Raw genomic sequence first — 17,859 nt, 5'->3', positions numbered from 1 at the left:
ATAGTGAACCATGATGCAAAGAAAAGCGTAGGCGGGCTGCTGTGATATCAGATTGATCCTATCTCGCCCGACTTCTAGTCTGTCATCATGCTTGGAATCAAATCCAGCAGACCCCCAAAATTTCAGAACGGAGACACAGAGTTGAAACGCATTCTTACACTCGGCGCCGCAATCGGCATGTTGGCTGCAACCGCAGCCTCTGCGGATACATATGAACGCTATGGTGAGGTCGAAGGCTGGAAAGTCTTCATCGATAATGAGCGTAAATCCTGCCTGATCGAAGCCATTGATGACGCTGAAAATGTGGTCCAGATGGGGCTGACCGAAGATCGCGGCGTTGGCTATGTTGGTGTGTTCACCAAAGCCAAGACAAACATCAAACGCGGCGAGAAAGAAGCCGTGGCAATCCTTCTGGGCGACAACCTGTATCTGGGCGAAGCCACAGGCATGAAGGGCAACATCACCAAAGGTTATTCCGGCGGATATGTCCTGTCCGATGACCCTCAGTTCGCGGAAGACATCGCGAAGAAACAGGTGATGATCGTGTTCCCCGAAAAGGAGTTCGCCTTCACCGTCGATCTGACCGGCACCTATAAGGCGATGGAAATGGCACGGGAGTGCAACGCAAAACAACTTGGCTAAATCCTAGCCTGAAAGCGCGGACATAAGCCGCGCTTTCTCACCCATGTCACCGGGTTCCGAGATGACGGTCGCCAAGTCTTCAAGCGAGGCAATGGAGTGACCGGCCCGAAAACTATCAACATGTGGCAACATCGCGGCAACACCCTGCGCCTTGGGCGCAAACCCATCCCAGCGCAGCAGCGGATTGAGCCAGATCAGGCGACGTGCAGACAGGTGCAACCGTTCGGTTTCCTTTGCCAACGCTTCTGCGTCACCCCGATCCAACCCGTCCGAGATCAGCAGAACGACTGCACCTTGCCCCATCACCCGGCGCGACCAGTCCCGGTTGAACGCGTGCAGGCACTCTCCGATCCGCGTGCCCCCTTCCCAATCCTGCGCCTCGGCCCCCGCAGCGGCCAAAGCGGCATCCACGTCACGTTGGTGCAGATGACGAGTAATGTTGGTGAGCCGAGTTCCGAAGGTAAAGGCATGGACCTTTGCCCAACCCGCCCCCTTGGCATTCGAAACCGTGTGCAGGAAGTGAAGGATCAGGCGGCTATATTGGCTCATCGACCCGGAGATGTCGCAAAGCACCACCAGATTGGGCCAACGCGGTCGCTGTTTTTGCCGGGCAATTTCGTGGAGTTCACCCCCTTGTCGCATAGCTGCACGCAAAGTTCTGGCCCGATCTATTCGATGACCAACATGACTCGGCTGTCCACGACGGCTTTCAATTGGTTTAACCGGCAGGCTGAGACTCGCCAAAAGGCGTTTGGCCTGGGCGATCTCTGCCGTGCTCATCTGTTCGAAATCCAGACTGCGAAGCCTTTCTTCGGAGGATGCGGTTTGTGACGCGTCGATATCGAGCTCGGTCTCACCCTCATCATTCGTGCTCTCGGGCTGGTCGCGCTCGACCCCATCCAGCAACGCCTCTGCCGCCCGTTTTTCGGCCGCGTCCGCTTTGCGTTCCTCCTGCACCCCACGAATGGCGGGCAGCATCATGGACATCATATGCTCCAGATATCGCGGGTCGCGCCAGTAGAGGCGAAAGACCTGAGCAAAAACGGTGCGATGTTCGGGCCGGTTCACGAAACAGGCGTGCAGCGTCCAATAGAAATCCTGCCTTTGGGTAAAACCGGCAGTCTGCACTGCCCGGATCGCGTCCACCACCCGGCCCGTCCCGATCGGCAGCCCCGCTTTGCGCAAGGCCCGTGCGAAATGCGTGATGTTCTGAGCCAGCTTCGGGTCTTCGGGGATATCAAGCGGGAGTTGTTCAGCCACGCGACGCCTCCAAGTGCTGGACAATGAACGCCGCCGCAGCCTCCGCCGTCATATCTGTTACATCCAAAACCACCGCTGTGTCGGGAATGAGCAGCTTTTCTGAGTTTCGAATGCTTGCAAGGATGTGAGGATCAGTCAGTTTGACCCCGCCAACACGTGTCGGATCCATCAGCCTTCTTTGGTTCTCTTGAACGGTGGCATCCAAGACAAATAGATGCAAAGGCGCGTTGCGATCTTTCGCAAAATCAAGCGTTGGTTGAAACAAGGGAACCGCCGCAGGTTCATCCGCCAACGCATCTGTAAAAACGATGGCTATGTCCTTGGGCAACCTCTTGGCGCGGTCGAGTATGAGTTTGCGAAGCTCCTCACGCATTTCAATACTCTCAGGCGAGTTGCGCGCGTAGAGAGCGCGCGAGGCGTCTAACATCAAATGGTTATGGATCAGACGTCCGCCCAAAGTCTCGGCCACGATCCGACCGATCGTCATTTTGCCAACACCTGGCCAGCCACCGATATGAATAACGGGAGCGACGGGCATTGAATCAGACCGGTTCCAAATCCGCTTTGGCCTCGTCCAGAATGCGTTTCGCTTCCGAGCCCTGCAGCTTCTGGATGTCGTCCTGGTATTTCAGGATCGCGCCCAACGTGTCGCCAATCACCTCGGGGCTGAGGTTGATGACGTCCAGCGCCAACAGGCATTTGGCCCAGTCGATCGTCTCTGCCACGCCGGGTTTCTTGAACAGGTCTTCGGTGCGAAGACGCTGAACAAAGGCCACAACCTCGCGGCTAAGGGCCTCAGCGGCTTCGGGCGCGCGGGCGTGTAGAATTTCAATCTCACGATTGAAATCAGGGTAGTCGACCCAGTGATACAGGCAACGCCGTTTCAGGGCGTCATGCACTTCGCGGGTGCGGTTCGAGGTCACGATGACGATGGGCGGTTCGGGTGCCTTGACGGTGCCGAGTTCGGGGATGGTGACCTGAAAATCGCTGAGCGCTTCGAGAAGGAAGGCCTCGAACGGCTCATCCGTGCGATCCAGCTCATCGATCAGCAATACTGGCGCGCCATGTTCGTCGGGCCTCATCGCTTGCAACAACGGGCGCTCGATCAGGAAATCATCCGAGAACAGTTCTGTTTGCAATGCGTTTCGATCTGCACCCCCGGCCGCCTCGGCCGTGCGGATCGCCACCATCTGGGCCGGGAAGTTCCATTCATAGACGGCCGAGGACGCATCCAACCCCTCATAGCATTGCAGCCGGATTAGCCGGCGGTTCAATCCGGCGGCCAGCGCCTTGGCAATCTCGGTCTTGCCAACCCCAGCTTCGCCTTCCAGAAACAGGGGTCGACCCAGTTTTAGTGATAAGAACACCACGGTCGCCAAAGCCCGTCCGCAGACATAACCCTGCTCTCCCAACGTTTTCTGAACCGCATCAATCGACTGCATCTTTGACATGGCATCCCTCCGTCCGACCAAAAGGTCACGCCGGGCGCCGGTCGTCAACCCGGCGCGATATGGTCCCTTAGTCGCATTCCAAGCTCTTTCACAGCGGCCCGCGCTATGTTAGCGGGGCGTCATGACCGAAAGCATCACGATCCGCCGCCCCGACGATTGGCATCTGCATCTGCGCGATGGCGCGATGCTGAAGGCCGTCCTGCCCGAAACCGCACGCCATTTTGGGCGTGCGATCATTATGCCCAATCTGGTGCCGCCGGTTGTGACCGGAGCGCTGGCTGCCGCGTATCGGGATCGCATTCTGGCTGCGCTGCCAGAAGGCATGCATTTTGAGCCGCTGATGACTCTGTATCTGACCGAGGATACCGACTCGAGCGATCTGGCTGCGGCCCACGCCAGCGGATTGGTCAAGGCTGTGAAGCTTTATCCGGCCGGGGCCACGACCAATTCAGCCTCGGGCGTGCGAGATTTCAACAAGGTTCGCCCGGTGCTTGAAAAAATGGCCGAGATTGGTCTGCCCCTATGTGTGCATGGTGAGGTCACAGACGCCGAGATCGACATCTTCGACCGTGAGGCGGTATTCATCGACCGCGTTCTTGACCCGATCCGCAAGGCCACACCGGGCCTGCGCGTGGTGATGGAGCACATCACGACCCGCGATGGCGTTCAGTATGTTGCCGCCAACGACACCGATCTGGGTGCGACGATTACCGCGCATCACCTGATCATCAATCGCAATCACATTCTGGTAGGCGGGATCAAACCGCACTACTACTGTCTGCCGGTTGCCAAGCGCGAAGAACATCGGCTGGAGCTTCTGAAAGCCGCGACATCGGGTGATCCACGTTATTTCCTGGGCACGGACAGTGCACCGCATACGGATGACAACAAGGAAATGGCCTGTGGTTGCGCCGGGTGTTTCACCGCGACCAACACGATGTCACTGGTGGCAGAAATGTTCGACCGTGAAGGGGCCATGGACAAGTTGGAAGGGTTCGTCTCACTGAACGGACCCGCCTTCTATGGCCTGCCGGTGAACGAAGGCACCATCACGTTGGCCAAAGGCGGCCCGGTCGAATATCCCGACAAGATCGAAACCGAAGACGGCCCCGTTAGGGTGTTCGATCCCGGTTTCCCTCTGCACTGGCGCGTGGTCTAACCCGCCAGTTTTGCAGCCAGATCGCGGGCGCGACCTCCGGTGCGCAGCATCGACCAGATCGCGTCCGCCTCATCCGTGCCAATCAGTTTCGAGGCTTTGGCGCGCACACGATCCTCTCGATCCGGGAGGGATATCGGGGTCATCAGGTCATGCGTTGCCTCAAGCCGGGCCCCATCGCGGCGCAGCAAGGCCAGATGGGCTTGCGTCTCGGACAAGGCCTCATCCGCTTCGACCACGATACGGTCCTGCAACGATTTGACACGCGGGTCCGCGCAGACTTTCTGAGAGTAGCTTCCAGGCAAGGCGGTATCATAGCCAAGGGCCTGCATCGCGATCACGGCACGATAGGAAAACTTGGCTTCCAGCCCTGTGGTGGGTGACATCTGGTTGCAGACGCTCATCCAGCGCGGATGCGTATTGACCTTGATCTCAGCGACTTCAGGTTCGGCGATATCCAGATCACGTGCCGCCTCAAGCGCCGCATGCAATCCATGACAACAGGCGTGGAACTTGTGGCTAACGGATTCGAACAGCCATTCATCTCCGAGCCCATCCAACGCTGCGGCGTCATCGGCAGCTCCTTGATGGGTGGCACCAAAACCAAACGGGCCCTCCATTGCGTTCGCGTTAGGGTCAAACCCTTTGTGAATCAGAAGCGCAGCCTCGACACCCGCAGCAGAGGCCATCCCTGCATTATAGGGTTTGCCCATTGTCCCGAATTGCGCCTTCAGACCCGCCGCGCGTGTCGCCGTCAGGCCCAGGACCTGTCGCATCTGACCCGCGCTAAACCCCAGAATGCGCCCGACCGCAACGGCTGCCCCAAAGGCCCCTGCTGTGGCCGTTTGATGAAACCCGTTCTGATAGTGACCACGGCCCAGCCACAGCCCGATACGGATTGATGTCTCCATCCCAACCAAAGCCGCCTTCAGAAGATCGACCAGGATACGATCATCCCACTCTGACACGGCCAACGCCGCGGGTAGGACAGCGACCGAAGGATGGCCGATATGGGCAAAATGGGTGTCGTCATAATCCAACGCATGGGACACTGTGCCATTGACCAAAGCCGCAGTGCGCAAGGGCGCGGCGCCGCCACCGAACAGATGCGCCTGCGCTGCGCCCGCCTCGTCCATTGCCATGTCCCGGACGATGGTCGAAACGGGCTCGTTAATACCGGCCCGGCCAACAGCGACCCAATCCAGAACAGAAAGCGATGTGACGATGCGCGCCTGCGCGGTGGTCGTGATCGGGCCTGCGGCAAATGCCGCCAGCGTTGAGGTGAAGTCTGACATGAGGCGCAGTCTAGCGTGCGCCAAGCGCGGGTAAAGCCTTAGCTGTAAAGCGCGGCGGCGCGGGCCTCGAACGCACGCACGATGCGCTGCATAGCTTCGTTAAATACAACTCCGATGATGCCTTGCAGGATGGCGTTCTTGAACTCGAAATCCACGTGGAATGAGATATTGCACCCGCCTTGGGGCGCATCCTCGAACTGCCAATCGGATTTCATGTATTTGAACGGGCCATCCAGATACTCGGTATCGATCTTCTTTTGATCCGGATACAGGGTCACCCGGCTGCCAAATCGTTCGCGGAACACCTTGAACGAGATGACCAGATCAGCCTCCATCACTTCAGCCTCGCCCACCGCATAGGTTTTGCGAATACGGGCAGCCGCGCACCAGGGCAGAAACTGCGGATACTGGGCGACATCCGCGACCAGATCATACATCTGTTGGGCGGTGTATGGTAGGTGGCGGGTTTCCGAGTGGATAGGCATGGCATTCAGGCATTTACAGGTGACAATGGCGCGTCATGTCGTATGTTGCGCGCCAAAGATCAAGGGGGCAGAGATGAGCGACCGCGCATATGTGATAGATGAGATGATCTCGGCCAAGGCCATCGCGGCGCGGATCGAGGAGTTATGTCGCGAAATCACCGAAGAGTTTGGCGATACAGACAAGTTGGTTGTGGTCGGCCTGTTGCGCGGAAGTTTCGTGTTCATCGCCGATCTGGTGCGCGAGCTGGACCTGCCGATCGAAGTGGATTTCCTTGAGGCCTCGTCTTACGGCGATTCGATGGAGAGCAGCCGGGAAGTTCGCATTCTCAAAGACTTGCGCGGCGCAATTGAAGGGCGCGATGTACTGGTTGTCGAAGATATCGTTGACACCGGCCATACGCTGAACCACGTCACAAACCTGCTGCGCAGCCGCGAGCCAAATCGCCTGAAATCCATTGCTCTTCTGGACAAACCCAGCCGGCGAGAGGTCGATTTCCGCTCGGACTGGATCGGGTTCGAAATCCCGGATGAGTTTGTCGTGGGCTACGGCATCGACTACGCGCAGCGCAATCGCAACCTGCCCTTTATCGGCAAGGTCAGGTTCACCGAAAACGGGTAAGCAGCGGTTTCAGCCCAGAATCTGACGGATCGCGTTCAGGAAGATACCCGTTCCGACCGGGATCAAGGCGTCCGGGAAATCGTAGTCGGGATTGTGGAGCTGCGGGTGATCTCGCCCTGACCCAAGCCAGAACATCGCGGCTTTTGCGTCTTTGCCGAACTGTCCGAAATCCTCAGAAAACCGTTGCGGTTGGTCGGTCAGGTCACAGGTAACGTTTTGTGTCGCGCATGCATGGCATAAAATATCGACGGCATCCGCATGATTGGTGCAAGCGTCAAAGACATCTTCGTAATTGATCGAGGCGCTAAGCCCTTCGGATCGCGCGACCTTTTGCACCAACGCTTCGGCGTCTGATACCAGCTTGTCCATGCGTTGATCAGATACCGTGCGTAACGTCACCCACAATTCACCCTGCCCGGGGGCAACGCCAAATGTTCGCTCTCCTAAACGCGCATGAGTGATAGTCGTGAGCGCGTAGTCCTCGCTTAGGTCGCCACCCGTGCCGAGGCCCGTGAGCCTGGGAATCAGGGCTGACACCGCATCCGCCGGGGACACCCCATCCTGAGGCGCTGCGGCGTGCGAGGTTTTGCCCGCCAACCCAATTCGCATCCCGCGTGAGGCGCAATTGGCAGGGCCTTTGCACAACTCGACCCGACCAAGCGCAAGACCCGGCAAGTTGTGCAACGAAAACACGTAGTCAGGAGCGATCTTTGCAAAACGCAGATCAGCGCGAAAGGCTTTGGCCCCCTGCCCGGTTTCTTCGGCAGGTTGGAAGATCAGGGCAACACGACCGCGTATTGGGCGTTGCTGTTGCAAGGCCAACGCCACACCCAGAACCATCGCTATATGGCCATCGTGACCGCAGAGATGCCCCTTGCCCGGCAATTGTGATTGATATGGAAGATCCGAAAGCTCCTGTATCGGCAACCCATCCAACTCACACCGGATCGCAACGCAAGGGCCGCTCTGGCTGCCGTCGAAGATGGCGGCAACGCCATGCCCTCCAAGCCCCGTTAGAACCCTGTCCGCGCCTGCGTGCCGCAACTCATTTGCCATCCGCGCAGCGGTGGCCTGTTCCTGTCCGGACAGTTCGGGCTGTTGGTGCAGTTCGTGGCGCAGCTGCGTGAGCCGCGCCAGATGGTCTGGCGTCACGCCTGCCCCAGTTTTTCTTGCCGAGCGACGCGCAGGCGGGCGAAATCATCACCGGCATGGTAGGAAGACCGAGTCAACGGTGTGGCCGAAACCATCAGGAATCCCTTGCCATAGGCCGCTTTTTCATAGGACTCGAACTCTTCGGGTGTCACGAAACGATCCACCGCGTGATGTTTAGGCGTCGGCTGCAGATACTGCCCGATGGTCAGGAAATCGATGTCGGCTGCGCGCATGTCATCCATGACCTGGGCAACCTGCTGTTTGTCTTCGCCTAACCCAACCATAATGCCGGATTTGGTAAAAATCGACGGGTCCAGTTCTTTGACCCGCTGCAACAGACGCAGAGAATGGAAATACCGCGCACCAGGACGCACCTCGGGATAAAGGCCCGGAACGGTTTCCAGATTGTGGTTGAACACATCCGGTTTCGATTCCACCACGGTCTCCAACACCTCCGGATCACATTTCAGGAAATCCGGCGTCAGAATTTCGATGGTTGTCTTGGGTGATCGATGACGCACCGCGCGAATAGTCTGCGCAAAATGATCTGCACCACCATCCTTGAGGTCATCCCGATCGACAGAGGTGATCACCACGTGGTTTAGACCCAATTTTTCAACTGCATGCGCCACACGGCCTGGTTCAAACACGTCCAGCGTGTCGGGACGCCCGGTGGCGATGTTGCAGAAGGTGCAGCCACGGGTACAAATCTCACCCATGATCATCATGGTGGCGTGACCCTGGCTCCAGCACTCGCCCACATTGGGGCAGCCGGCCTCTTCGCAGACGGTGACCAGATTGTTTTCGCGCATGATCCGATGGGTTTCAGCATAGCCTTTACCACCGGGCGCCTTCACACGAATCCATTTGGGTTTTTTCGGCTGCGCATTGTCCGGGCGGTGAGCTTTTTCCGGATGACGTTGTTCTGGGATCTTCAGATCTCGCACGGGCCGCTTTCCTAGCATTGGGTCAACTTTGTGTACCTATAGCATAGTGCAGTGAAGCCGGTTACGCCAGCGCTGCATAGCCGCTATGCATGCACACCGCGCAAGCGCAGAATACGGCGGAAATCAAAGCAATATCGCTTTGTTTTTAATTTATTTCCTGTTGCTTAGAGATAACTCGCATACGCAGCATTTCTACGATTGAAGGCCCGGATCAACTGTTCTAATCCCAAGCCAATTCAATATGAATCACAGGAGATCCAGCATGAAATCCGGCGCAAAACTGCCTGATGTCACCTTTCACACTCGCGTCCGGGATGAGGCCATCGAAGGCCCCAACCCCTATCGTTGGCAGGATGTCACCACAGCGGATTACTTCGCAGGCAAGCGGGTTATCCTGTTCTCGCTGCCCGGTGCGTTTACCCCGACCTGCTCGACTTACCAACTACCGGGTTTCGAGAAGGGCTACGGCGATTTCGTCACCAAAGGCGTCGATGCTATCTACTGCATGTCGGTCAACGACAGCTTTGTGATGAACAAATGGGCGCAGGATCAGGGGCTGAAAAACGTCAAGGTCATCCCGGACGGGTCCGGTGAATTCACTCGCAAGATGGGCATGCTGGTCGACAAAGACAATCTTGGTTTTGGCATGCGGTCCTGGCGCTATGCAGCGATCATCAATGACGGTGTGGTCGAAGCTTGGTTCGAAGAGCCCGGTCTGATGGATAACTGCCCCGAAGATCCGTATGGGGTTTCGTCGCCCGAGAACCTGATGAAACACTTGGAACAGGCGGCAGAACCTGAATTGGCCTAAGCCAACTTTAACACCCAAGATCTGGCCCGCCCCTTGGCGGGCCAGTTCATGTTCGGGTGGCCGTTACGATCTGTTCACCCACATCGCGGATCACGTGTTCCAGCCTTTCGGCCCAATCAGCCTTGCCGCTCGAAGCACGGTGGACCAGCCCGACAGTACGGGCCGGTTGCGGGCTGCCGAACCGCAACAATCGAAGGCCCGGTACGGCCTCAGCTTCCGAATGGGCCGCGAGCTCAGGCATCAGGGTCAAACCGAAGCCTTCGGCCACCAACCGCGACAACGTTGCCAGGGATGAAGCCCCCATGTTGATCTGCCCGCTGCCCCGGTCCTGACCGCAGACCTCAAGCGCCTGATCGGTCAGGCAATGCCCATCTTCCAGCAGCATCAATTGAGCAGATTGCAGATCAAGCGGGCGCAGCATATCCGGGCTTGCTGATACCTTTTCAAGACGCGCAGCACTGCCTGCCAAAAGGAACTGATCCTGAAACAGAGGTGTTTCCCGGAATTCGGTACCACCAACCGGCAAGGCCAGCACAGCCGCATCAATCTCTCCCGCGCGTAGCAAGGCCAACAGACGCTCGGTTCTGGCCTCACGTATCTGCACCCGCAGCGAAACATCACCCGAACGCAGACCAGCCAGAACGCCAGGCAAAAGATAAGGTGCAATCGTTGGGATAATGCCAATGGATAAGGACCTGTGCCCGCCCGAATGATCACGCGCAAACTGATCCAGCCGGTCGGCGGCGCCGAGGATCAGCCGCGCGCGCTCCAGCACATCGCGCCCCAATGGCGTCAGCAGAATGTCGCGAGCCTGTCTTTCGAACAGAACACCGCCCATAATCTCTTCCAGCGCTTTGATCTGAACCGATAACGCAGGTTGGGACACATTGCAGACCTGAGCCGCACGACCAAAGTTGCGCTGTTCGGCGACGGCCTGAAAATACTGCAATTGTCTAAGGGTATAGCTCATAACTCTTGCTTATCAATACCGGGCGATTCCGCAAGTGTTGCATATGGTCTTTACCCGATCATCTGGTCCCGCTCCGTCTGATCTTCATAGTGGCGTTTCAGGCGTTGCAAGGCGATACGCAGAACGATCTTGCCGGACCGTGCAGACCAACCCATACGCTTCTCTGCCGCTTCCAACCCTTCGAGATAACAGCAGCAGCGCAGGGCCACGTCGCTCAGCCCCGGCCCCAGATCCGACAATGCCCGCGCGACCCGATCTCGCGCATCCGAAGATCCGCGCCCGCCATGCGATTCACTGTCAAATCTGCCCCTGCCACCCCCTGTCAGGAATCGATCCCAGTTCTGCGCAACCTGCGGCCCAATCTGTGCCAATTCGAAATCCTCGCGCAGGCGCTCTCCGGCGCTGACAAGGCTTTCGTCCAGAAAGGGTTTGCCATCGCGATCCTTGCGACGCGCCAGCGCAACCAAGGGGCTTTCGGCGGCACAATAACGAATCCGCCGCGTCCGATCCGTTTGCGGTGTTGTGGCTTTGGCCTGAAACGGCATCTGAGCCTCAGCCATTCCAAATTCATTCTTGGTGCGGGCCTCGTTCTCTGCTTCTGCCACCAGACGGTTCAGCGCCGCGCGCCCCGATGCCGAAATCCGGTATCGCGAGATGCGACCAGGATTGTCGCAGCTGATCCAATCCTGCAGCGCAAGCGCCTGCGCAATCTTGCAATCGACAACGGCCGTTCGGGTTGCCGCGGCATCGCCGGTATCCCGAACAACAACCGCCTTATCCATATCTTCCGCGACGGCAAGAACCGATCCGGTTTCGCACAGACGACGCAGGATGCGCATCGCTTCCTGATCAAAATTCTCTGCGTCTTCTGACTCTTGCCTAACCCGGTGATCTTCCGAGATCGAGAAATGCGTTTCGGCCAGCGATTGCAACGCGGCATCCACAAGTGGATCATCCCGACGCATTTCGATACGTCTGATTTGTCGCAGAATAGTTGATGCATGGCACCCCTCGGATCGTGCGATATCTCGTATCGATCGACCGGTCTCGGTATGCGCAAGGTATCGCTGCGCCCCTTCGGGCACCCAAGCCGGTATGGTGAAAGCCATGTAGTTTTCCATATTCATTTGCCCTCGTCGACAAAATTGACTGCCACTTTTCGCCCGCGGAATTTGAGTTAACCAAATCTAACTAGAGGTGCTTTCGTTACTCGTTCGTTAACCCCAACGGTTGCCAACCAGATTTGATTCAAAAAGATAAACAGTCGTGAAACCATAGTTCGGAGGGAACCCAAACCAAGCAACACCCGCTTAGGTTGTGTGACAAACAGGCCAAATCAAAACCGCGTAAAGGAACACGGAAGATGCAGGACCTGATGACCATGATCACGACACTTCGCCGCCCACGGCTGCTGACACGGGCGGCAAAACTCGGGGTGCAGGATTACAATCGGGACCGACATCTGCAGCGCATTCTGGGCTATGGATCACTGCCCAGTACAGGCGCGGCCCTTATGCGGCTGATGGATCTTGAGCGAGAGGTAAACACGCAACGAAAAGAAGAAGATGCCGCTTACTCATTGGTGCGGCATCTGGATCTTCTGATCGCGCTGTTGGGTGAGGCGCAGTTGTATCAGGCCAACCGCGCCTCGGCCCTGAACTGATCAGGTAAACGCATCCGGCATCGAGGCTTTCTTCTCAGCGATGTAAGCCTCAAGTGCTGCGGCTGTGTCCGGGTCCATCTGTGGCTGCTGATAGTTGGCCAACAGATGTTCTACCCGGCTCGACGCCAACTGCCGGGTATCGCGCGCGCCTTCGTCCTGCCAGGTCTCGAACGGCTTGTAATCCAGAACGTCGGATTTCCAAAAGGCTTCTTTGAAGTTGGCCTGCGTATGCGCGCAACCCAGATAGTGCCCGCCCGGACCAACCTCGCGGATCGCATCCATGGCCTGGGCGTTTTCATCATAAGCCACGCCTTTGGCCAGCCCATGCAAAACACCCAACTGGTCGGCATCCATGACAAACTTTTCAAAGTCGGCAACCAGACCACCTTCTAGCCAGCCACAGGCATGTAGCATAAAGTTCACACCCGCCATCAGACCCATGTTCAGTGAGTTCGCCGTTTCATAGGCCGCCTGCGCATCCGGCAGTTTCGAGCCGCAGAACGATCCGGCAGAGCGGTACGGCAGGTTCAGGCGGCGGGCCAATTGACCTGCGCCATAGGTGATATGCGCCGCCTCTGGTGTACCGAATGTCGGCGCGCCCGAGTTCATGTCGATCGAGGTCACAAAGGCCCCGAAGATTGCCGGCGCGCCGGGCCGAATGATCTGGCTGTAAGAAATACCCGCCAGCACTTCTGCCAGAACCTGCGTCAGCGTGCCCGCAACCGAAACAGGCGCCATTGCACCGCCCACGATAAAGGGCGAAATGATGCAGGCCTGGTTGTTCCTAGCATACACCTCCAGCGCGCCCATCATCACGTCATCGAATGTCATCGGTGAGTTGATGTTGGTCAGCGAGGTCATGACTGTGTTGTTCTGAACGAACTCTTTGCCGAACAGAATCTCGCACATCTCAACCGAATCCTGCGCACGGCTGGGATCGGTGACTGATCCCATGAACGGCTTATCAGACAGGGTCATATGCGCCTTGAGCATATCCAAGTGCCGCTTGTTCACCGGAATATCAGTCGGCTCGCATACGGTACCGCCCGAATGGTGCAGCCACTTGGACATATAGGCCAGTTTCACGAACTTGTTGAAGTCATCCATGGTCGCATAGCGGCGGCCACCTTGAGCATCCCGCACAAACGGCGGGCCATAGACCGGAGCCAGCACCAGATTGCGGCCGCCAATCACCACCGATTTCTCGGGGTTGCGGGCATGTTGTGTGAACTCGCTGGGGGCGGTCTTGATCAGCTCACGAGCTAATCCACGAGGGATGCGCACGCGTTCGCCATCAATATCCGCGCCGGCATCGCGCCAGCGTTCCAGCGCGGCCGGATTGTCTACGAAGTTGACGCCGATCTCTTCCAGCACGGTTTCCGCGTTTTGTTCGATGATCTCCAACGCTTCTTCGTTGAGGATCTCGAAATTCGGAATGTTGCGTTCGATATACTTCGCCGTTTCGATACGAACTGCGGTGCGCTCGGCACGGCGGGCGGCGCCACCGCCACCTCTCGCCCTGCGTCGGGTGCTTGCCTCTGCCATGAGAAATCCCGTCTGATGTGTTTAGATTGACAGCTTAGTTACAGGATTGAGCACCCGCAGGCATATGGTTTACGGCGCTCTGGGGGGAAAAGCGACATTGGGCGCAGCGTTCGCAATCATCTGATCCGTCGCGGCGATGACGCTACGCTTCCGAGATCGTATCCCACTCGATACTGTCGATGCTTGGCTCTAACATCAGTGGGGCCACGACCTTGTGCTGCAGTTCTTCGGGATGATCCTCCATCGAGACAAGAACAGCAATTGTTCGCTTGCCCTCAATTGCGTCGCCTTTTTCAAAGCCCACGATCCGAACATTGTTCTGCGCCAATGCCTTGAGAACAGCGACACGGGCATCTGCCTGCGCCTCTTCCAAGCATTGAAGAACAACCTTAAACTCTTGCGTCAGAGGCACTCCGGCTCGCGTCGTGCGTTTTAGCCACTTCACCAACGGCCTGAGGCCGAGGTTCACGAAGATGACGAAGCCCGTCATCATGACGGCAAACACCCAGGCACCCGCCCCCGCCATCATTCCAACTGCTGCCGAACACCACAACGTCGCCGCGGTATTGAGGCCATGAATCGTGAACCCGTGCCGGAAGATTATCCCGGCCCCCAAAAAGCCGATGCCCGAAACAACCTGAGCCGCAACACGCGTTGGGCTCACCTCATCGGGAAAAAGCGCTGAGAACACGACAAATGCGGCGGCACTTAGCGCAACAAGGGCATTGGTGCGCAGCCCGGCCATTCTTTGACGCACCTGACGCTCTGACCCGATCAAAGCGCCACAAAACAGCGCCAATCCCAGGTTCAATGCGGCTATCTCGATGGAAATCGGCAATTTCTGTCCCTTGTTTTATCGGGGCATTCCTTGACCCAGCTGGGCTGTCATATTTTCGTTACAAAACTTTTACAATTCCTTTTTTGGGTTCGCAGAACTTACCTGAGGATCAGAGGTTGCTCTTGCGAAACTGATGCGCTTGGCCTAAGGCGCGGATATGACCCAAGACACCCATGACCGCCTTCTGATCATCGACTTCGGCAGCCAGGTGACGCAGCTGATTGCCCGCCGCCTGCGCGAGCTGAATGTCTATTGCGAAATCCACCCTTATCAGAATGTCACGATCGACCTTGTGCGCGAAATGGCCCCGCGCGCCGTGATCTTCTCGGGTGGGCCCGACAGCGTGACGCGCGATGGATCACCCCGCGCCCCGCAAGAAATTTTCGACTACGGCGTTCCAATTCTTGGCATCTGCTATGGCCAGCAGGTGATGATGCAGCAACTGGGTGGGAAGGTTGAAGGTGGCAAGATCTCGGGCGGTGGCGGCACTGCGGAGTTCGGCCGTGCTTTTGTCAGCCCCAAGGGTGCCTTGTCCCTGCTCGACGATTGGTTTGCCGAGGGTGAGGAACAGGTCTGGATGAGCCACGGCGACCATGTCAGCCAGTTGGCCCCAGGGTTCGAGGTTTACGGCACTTCGCCCAATGCTCCTTATGCGATCACGGCCGATACCACACGCCATTTCTATGCGGTCCAGTTCCACCCCGAAGTGCACCACACCCCAAAGGGCGCCAAGCTGTATGAGAACTTCGTAAAGCTTGCGGGCTTCAAAGGCGATTGGACCATGGGTGCCTATCGCGAGGAAATGATCCGCAAAATCCGTGAACAGGTCGGCGACAAAAAGGTCATCTGCGGCCTGTCCGGCGGCGTCGACAGCTCGGTCGCGGCGATCCTGATTCATGAAGCCATCGGCGATCAGCTGACCTGTGTGTTCGTCGACCACGGGTTACTGCGCAAGAACGAGGCCCAGGAAGTCGTCGGCATGTTCCGCGACAATTACAATATTCAGTTGATCCACGCCGACGAATCCGAATTGTTTCTAGGCGAGTTGGACGGTCAATCCGACCCGGAAACCAAGCGCAAAATCATCGGCAAGCTGTTCATCGACGTGTTCCAGAAACATGCCGATACCATCGAAGGGGCCGAGTTCCTGGCGCAGGGCACGCTGTATCCGGATGTGATCGAGTCTGTTTCTTTCTCGGGCGGCCCCTCGGTGACGATCAAATCGCACCACAATGTGGGCGGTCTTCCTGAAAAGATGGGCCTGAAACTGGTTGAACCCCTGCGTGAGCTATTCAAGGATGAGGTCCGTGCATTGGGTCGCGAACTGGGTCTGCCCGCCAGCTTTATTGGCCGTCACCCCTTCCCCGGGCCCGGCCTGGCGATCCGCTGCCCTGGCGAGATCACCCGCGAAAAGCTGGAGATCCTGCGCGAGGCTGACGCCATCTATATCGACCAGATCCGCAAACACGGGCTCTATGATGATATCTGGCAGGCCTTTGTAGCCATTCTGCCCGTGCGCACCGTGGGCGTGATGGGCGACGGCCGCACCTATGACTACGCCTGTGCGCTGCGTGCCGTTACCTCGGTTGATGGCATGACGGCGGATTATTATCCGTTCAGCCATGAGTTTCTGGGTGAAACCGCCACCCGGATCATCAACGAGGTGAAGGGCATCAACCGCTGCACCTACGACATCACTTCGAAGCCACCCGGAACGATTGAGTGGGAGTAATCCCCGACTGAACGAACGGGAAATCGCGCTGAAAACCCCTTCGCCAGTACAGGCAATCTACCCACCTGAGCGCGATTTCTTGCGCTCAGGATTGGCTTGCAATCCAATCCCTTATCACTCACCTTATGAGCGGCTCGTCTGGTATGTATGACCCAGCCAATTGATTTTTTGTTACTAGGTTCCGCCCAAGGCTTTGTTTATGGCACTGATCCGAAACGCTTTTTATATTCTTTTCATGACTATCTTCACACTGATCGCGCTTGAAGTGGTCCTGTTTGCCGCGTTTTCGATGCGGGACATGCTCAGTGGAAACGAAGCTCCCAAAACCTCTGAAAATCCCAATCAAGATGAAGAGACCCGGCAGTTCCAAAACGACGCACAAAGCTTTCAGGGCTATCCCTACAAGGCTTTTGTGGGGTGGCAATCGCCTCAAATCGCAAGCGAAACGCTGAACATCGACAAAAATCTGCGTCGGATCACCGTCAATTCGAACCCGCCGACGGATCAAAAGGTGCATTTCTTTGGCGGTTCCACCATGTGGGGGCACAGTGTTTCTGACAAAAATACAATCCCATCCCATTTCAGCAATTTGTCAGGCAAAACAGCAATCAACTACGGGGAACAAGCCTATAACTCGCGCCAGAGCCTCAACAGGCTTCTCAACACTCTGGACAGTATCCAACCCGGCGACAACGTCGTGTTTTTTGATGGTGTGAATGATGTCTACCACAACTGCCTCAGCCTGAACTCGCCCGACGGGCATCCGCGCGAAGGGTTTATAAAGGAAAAGCTGAGTGGGAAGTCCGGCGGCATCTGGGGGCTGGTATCATCGACCTCAACTTACCGCTTGGCCCGGCGGTTCAGTGAAAAGCTGGGCTCGGGCGATAACGCCCAGCGTTTTGACGATCTGAACCAATGTGGTGATCCGGCCTATGCCGAGCGTGTCGCCGATTTCCTCGTCAGCAGCTGGGCTGCAACCGAAGCCATTGTAAATTCACGGGAGGCTCGTTTTTCCTGCGTCTTGCAACCAAACCCATATACCCTGCCCGACCGTCCGTTCAGCCACAACGACACATATGCCGCGCAGATTCAACAGGTCTATCCGCTGATCCGTGAAAAGGCGCAAAAACTCGGCTGTTTTCAGGACTATTCCGGCATCCTGCAGCAGGATTTCTATATCGATCACTGCTGTCACGTAAACGCACAGGGAAATCTGGAAATCGCCCGGCGTTTTGCACAGGACCTCAACTAATCCAGCCATTTCCTCCTACACGAAAAGATTCAGAGTGCCAG

18 protein-coding genes are annotated in these 17,859 nt (G+C 57.2%); 7 read left to right on the top strand and 11 right to left on the bottom strand.

All coding sequences use genetic code 11. The annotated features are described in order from the left end of the window. Positions 1-141: 141 nt before the first annotated feature. Positions 142-642 (top strand): hypothetical protein, encoded by a 501-nt coding sequence (locus ABLN87_RS02530; RefSeq protein WP_353007241.1) that lies wholly within the window; start codon positions 142-144, stop codon positions 640-642. A gap of 3 nt (positions 643-645) precedes the next feature. Here ABLN87_RS02530 and ABLN87_RS02525 read toward each other — a convergent pair whose 3' ends face one another. From ABLN87_RS02525 to ABLN87_RS02515, 3 genes are read right to left on the bottom strand one after another with little or no spacing between them, the layout of a single operon-like run. After that, positions 646-1,902, bottom strand: a complete 1,257-nt coding sequence (locus ABLN87_RS02525; protein ID WP_353007239.1) for a vWA domain-containing protein — start codon at positions 1,900-1,902, stop codon at positions 646-648. Then, complete coding sequence (locus tag ABLN87_RS02520; RefSeq protein WP_353007237.1) at positions 1,895-2,440, bottom strand: hypothetical protein; 546 nt, start codon at positions 2,438-2,440, stop codon at positions 1,895-1,897. The genes ABLN87_RS02525 and ABLN87_RS02520 overlap by 8 nt, the downstream gene beginning before the upstream one ends. A gap of 4 nt (positions 2,441-2,444) precedes the next feature. Beyond that, positions 2,445-3,353 carry an AAA family ATPase gene (locus ABLN87_RS02515; RefSeq protein WP_353007235.1) on the bottom strand — a complete coding sequence of 303 codons (909 nt, stop codon included), beginning with the start codon at positions 3,351-3,353 and terminating at the stop codon, positions 2,445-2,447. A 121-nt stretch (positions 3,354-3,474) separates the two neighbouring features. Between ABLN87_RS02515 and pyrC the strand changes: the two genes are divergently transcribed. Beyond that, the gene (pyrC, locus tag ABLN87_RS02510) at positions 3,475-4,512 is read left to right on the top strand and encodes a dihydroorotase (protein WP_353007233.1); all 1,038 of its coding nucleotides are present in this window, start codon (positions 3,475-3,477) and stop codon (positions 4,510-4,512) included. On the opposite strand, the gene ABLN87_RS02505 is transcribed toward pyrC, so the two are convergent. Together ABLN87_RS02505 and ABLN87_RS02500 are read right to left on the bottom strand one after the other, a co-directional pair. Continuing rightward, on the bottom strand, positions 4,509-5,804 hold the full coding sequence (locus ABLN87_RS02505) for an MmgE/PrpD family protein (RefSeq protein ID WP_353007232.1): 1,296 nt from the start codon (positions 5,802-5,804) through the stop codon (positions 4,509-4,511). The two genes, pyrC and ABLN87_RS02505, sit on opposite strands and share 4 nt — an antisense overlap. Before the next feature lie 38 nt (positions 5,805-5,842). Further along, on the bottom strand, positions 5,843-6,289 hold the full coding sequence (locus ABLN87_RS02500) for a type II toxin-antitoxin system RatA family toxin (protein WP_353007230.1): 447 nt from the start codon (positions 6,287-6,289) through the stop codon (positions 5,843-5,845). A gap of 73 nt (positions 6,290-6,362) precedes the next feature. Between ABLN87_RS02500 and hpt the strand changes: the two genes are divergently transcribed. Then, complete coding sequence (hpt, locus tag ABLN87_RS02495) at positions 6,363-6,908, top strand: hypoxanthine phosphoribosyltransferase (RefSeq protein ID WP_353007227.1); 546 nt, start codon at positions 6,363-6,365, stop codon at positions 6,906-6,908. Positions 6,909-6,917: 9 nt separating this feature from the next. Here hpt and ABLN87_RS02490 read toward each other — a convergent pair whose 3' ends face one another. Beyond that, positions 6,918-8,060 carry an amidohydrolase gene (locus ABLN87_RS02490; RefSeq protein WP_353007225.1) on the bottom strand — a complete coding sequence of 381 codons (1,143 nt, stop codon included), beginning with the start codon at positions 8,058-8,060 and terminating at the stop codon, positions 6,918-6,920. Next, positions 8,057-9,007 carry a lipoyl synthase gene (gene lipA / locus ABLN87_RS02485; RefSeq protein ID WP_353007223.1) on the bottom strand — a complete coding sequence of 317 codons (951 nt, stop codon included), beginning with the start codon at positions 9,005-9,007 and terminating at the stop codon, positions 8,057-8,059. The genes ABLN87_RS02490 and lipA overlap by 4 nt, the downstream gene beginning before the upstream one ends. A gap of 262 nt (positions 9,008-9,269) precedes the next feature. Here lipA and ABLN87_RS02480 point away from each other — a divergent pair, with 262 nt between their 5' ends. Then, on the top strand, positions 9,270-9,818 hold the full coding sequence (locus ABLN87_RS02480; protein WP_353007221.1) for a peroxiredoxin: 549 nt from the start codon (positions 9,270-9,272) through the stop codon (positions 9,816-9,818). A gap of 46 nt (positions 9,819-9,864) precedes the next feature. Here the strand turns inward: ABLN87_RS02480 and ABLN87_RS02475 are convergent, their stop codons facing one another. Both ABLN87_RS02475 and ABLN87_RS02470 read right to left on the bottom strand, forming a co-directional pair. Beyond that, entirely contained in the window at positions 9,865-10,788 is a 924-nt protein-coding gene (locus ABLN87_RS02475) for a hydrogen peroxide-inducible genes activator (RefSeq protein ID WP_353007218.1), read from the bottom strand. 50 nt (positions 10,789-10,838) lie between these two features. Continuing rightward, positions 10,839-11,909: a DUF6456 domain-containing protein gene (locus ABLN87_RS02470; RefSeq protein WP_353007216.1), complete on the bottom strand. Its 1,071-nt coding sequence runs from the start codon at positions 11,907-11,909 to the stop codon at positions 10,839-10,841. Between the two features lie 242 nt (positions 11,910-12,151). Here ABLN87_RS02470 and ABLN87_RS02465 point away from each other — a divergent pair, with 242 nt between their 5' ends. Then, complete coding sequence (locus tag ABLN87_RS02465; protein WP_353007213.1) at positions 12,152-12,451, top strand: DUF6477 family protein; 300 nt, start codon at positions 12,152-12,154, stop codon at positions 12,449-12,451. Here ABLN87_RS02465 and ABLN87_RS02460 read toward each other — a convergent pair whose 3' ends face one another. Together ABLN87_RS02460 and ABLN87_RS02455 are read right to left on the bottom strand one after the other, a co-directional pair. Continuing rightward, the gene (locus tag ABLN87_RS02460; protein WP_353007210.1) at positions 12,452-13,996 is read right to left on the bottom strand and encodes a trimethylamine methyltransferase family protein; all 1,545 of its coding nucleotides are present in this window, start codon (positions 13,994-13,996) and stop codon (positions 12,452-12,454) included. Between the two features lie 142 nt (positions 13,997-14,138). Beyond that, positions 14,139-14,834 (bottom strand): MgtC/SapB family protein, encoded by a 696-nt coding sequence (locus tag ABLN87_RS02455; protein WP_170530088.1) that lies wholly within the window; start codon positions 14,832-14,834, stop codon positions 14,139-14,141. 157 nt (positions 14,835-14,991) lie between these two features. Here ABLN87_RS02455 and guaA point away from each other — a divergent pair, with 157 nt between their 5' ends. Together guaA and ABLN87_RS02445 are read left to right on the top strand one after the other, a co-directional pair. Then, the gene (gene guaA / locus ABLN87_RS02450; RefSeq protein WP_353007208.1) at positions 14,992-16,566 is read left to right on the top strand and encodes a glutamine-hydrolyzing GMP synthase; all 1,575 of its coding nucleotides are present in this window, start codon (positions 14,992-14,994) and stop codon (positions 16,564-16,566) included. Between the two features lie 235 nt (positions 16,567-16,801). Further along, positions 16,802-17,818, top strand: coding sequence for a hypothetical protein (locus tag ABLN87_RS02445; RefSeq protein WP_353007205.1), 1,017 nt, complete (start codon positions 16,802-16,804; stop codon positions 17,816-17,818). Positions 17,819-17,859 lie beyond the last annotated feature (41 nt).

Origin of the sequence: Ruegeria sp. SCP10 (assembly GCF_040329495.1) — a bacterium.
In the GTDB taxonomy this organism is placed as follows: domain Bacteria; phylum Pseudomonadota; class Alphaproteobacteria; order Rhodobacterales; family Rhodobacteraceae; genus Ruegeria.
The sequence above is the reverse complement of the archived record's forward strand: the minus strand, read 5'-3'. Positions and strand labels throughout refer to the sequence as shown.

Excerpts from the sequence above, each read along its gene's own strand:
- ABLN87_RS02460 (WP_353007210.1), bottom strand. The coding sequence starts at position 13,996 with ATGGCAGAGGCAAGCACCCGACGCAGGGCGAGAGGTGGCGGTGGCGCC.
- hpt (WP_353007227.1), top strand. The coding sequence starts at position 6,363 with ATGAGCGACCGCGCATATGTGATAGATGAGATGATCTCGGCCAAGGCC.
- ABLN87_RS02445 (WP_353007205.1), top strand. The coding sequence starts at position 16,802 with ATGACTATCTTCACACTGATCGCGCTTGAAGTGGTCCTGTTTGCCGCG.
- ABLN87_RS02475 (WP_353007218.1), bottom strand. The coding sequence starts at position 10,788 with ATGAGCTATACCCTTAGACAATTGCAGTATTTTCAGGCCGTCGCCGAA.
- ABLN87_RS02470 (WP_353007216.1), bottom strand. The coding sequence starts at position 11,909 with ATGGAAAACTACATGGCTTTCACCATACCGGCTTGGGTGCCCGAAGGG.
- ABLN87_RS02505 (WP_353007232.1), bottom strand. The coding sequence starts at position 5,804 with ATGTCAGACTTCACCTCAACGCTGGCGGCATTTGCCGCAGGCCCGATC.
- ABLN87_RS02515 (WP_353007235.1), bottom strand. The coding sequence starts at position 3,353 with ATGTCAAAGATGCAGTCGATTGATGCGGTTCAGAAAACGTTGGGAGAG.
- ABLN87_RS02465 (WP_353007213.1), top strand. The coding sequence starts at position 12,152 with ATGCAGGACCTGATGACCATGATCACGACACTTCGCCGCCCACGGCTG.
- pyrC (WP_353007233.1), top strand. The coding sequence starts at position 3,475 with ATGACCGAAAGCATCACGATCCGCCGCCCCGACGATTGGCATCTGCAT.
- ABLN87_RS02500 (WP_353007230.1), bottom strand. The coding sequence starts at position 6,289 with ATGCCTATCCACTCGGAAACCCGCCACCTACCATACACCGCCCAACAG.
- ABLN87_RS02480 (WP_353007221.1), top strand. The coding sequence starts at position 9,270 with ATGAAATCCGGCGCAAAACTGCCTGATGTCACCTTTCACACTCGCGTC.
- ABLN87_RS02520 (WP_353007237.1), bottom strand. The coding sequence starts at position 2,440 with ATGCCCGTCGCTCCCGTTATTCATATCGGTGGCTGGCCAGGTGTTGGC.
- guaA (WP_353007208.1), top strand. The coding sequence starts at position 14,992 with ATGACCCAAGACACCCATGACCGCCTTCTGATCATCGACTTCGGCAGC.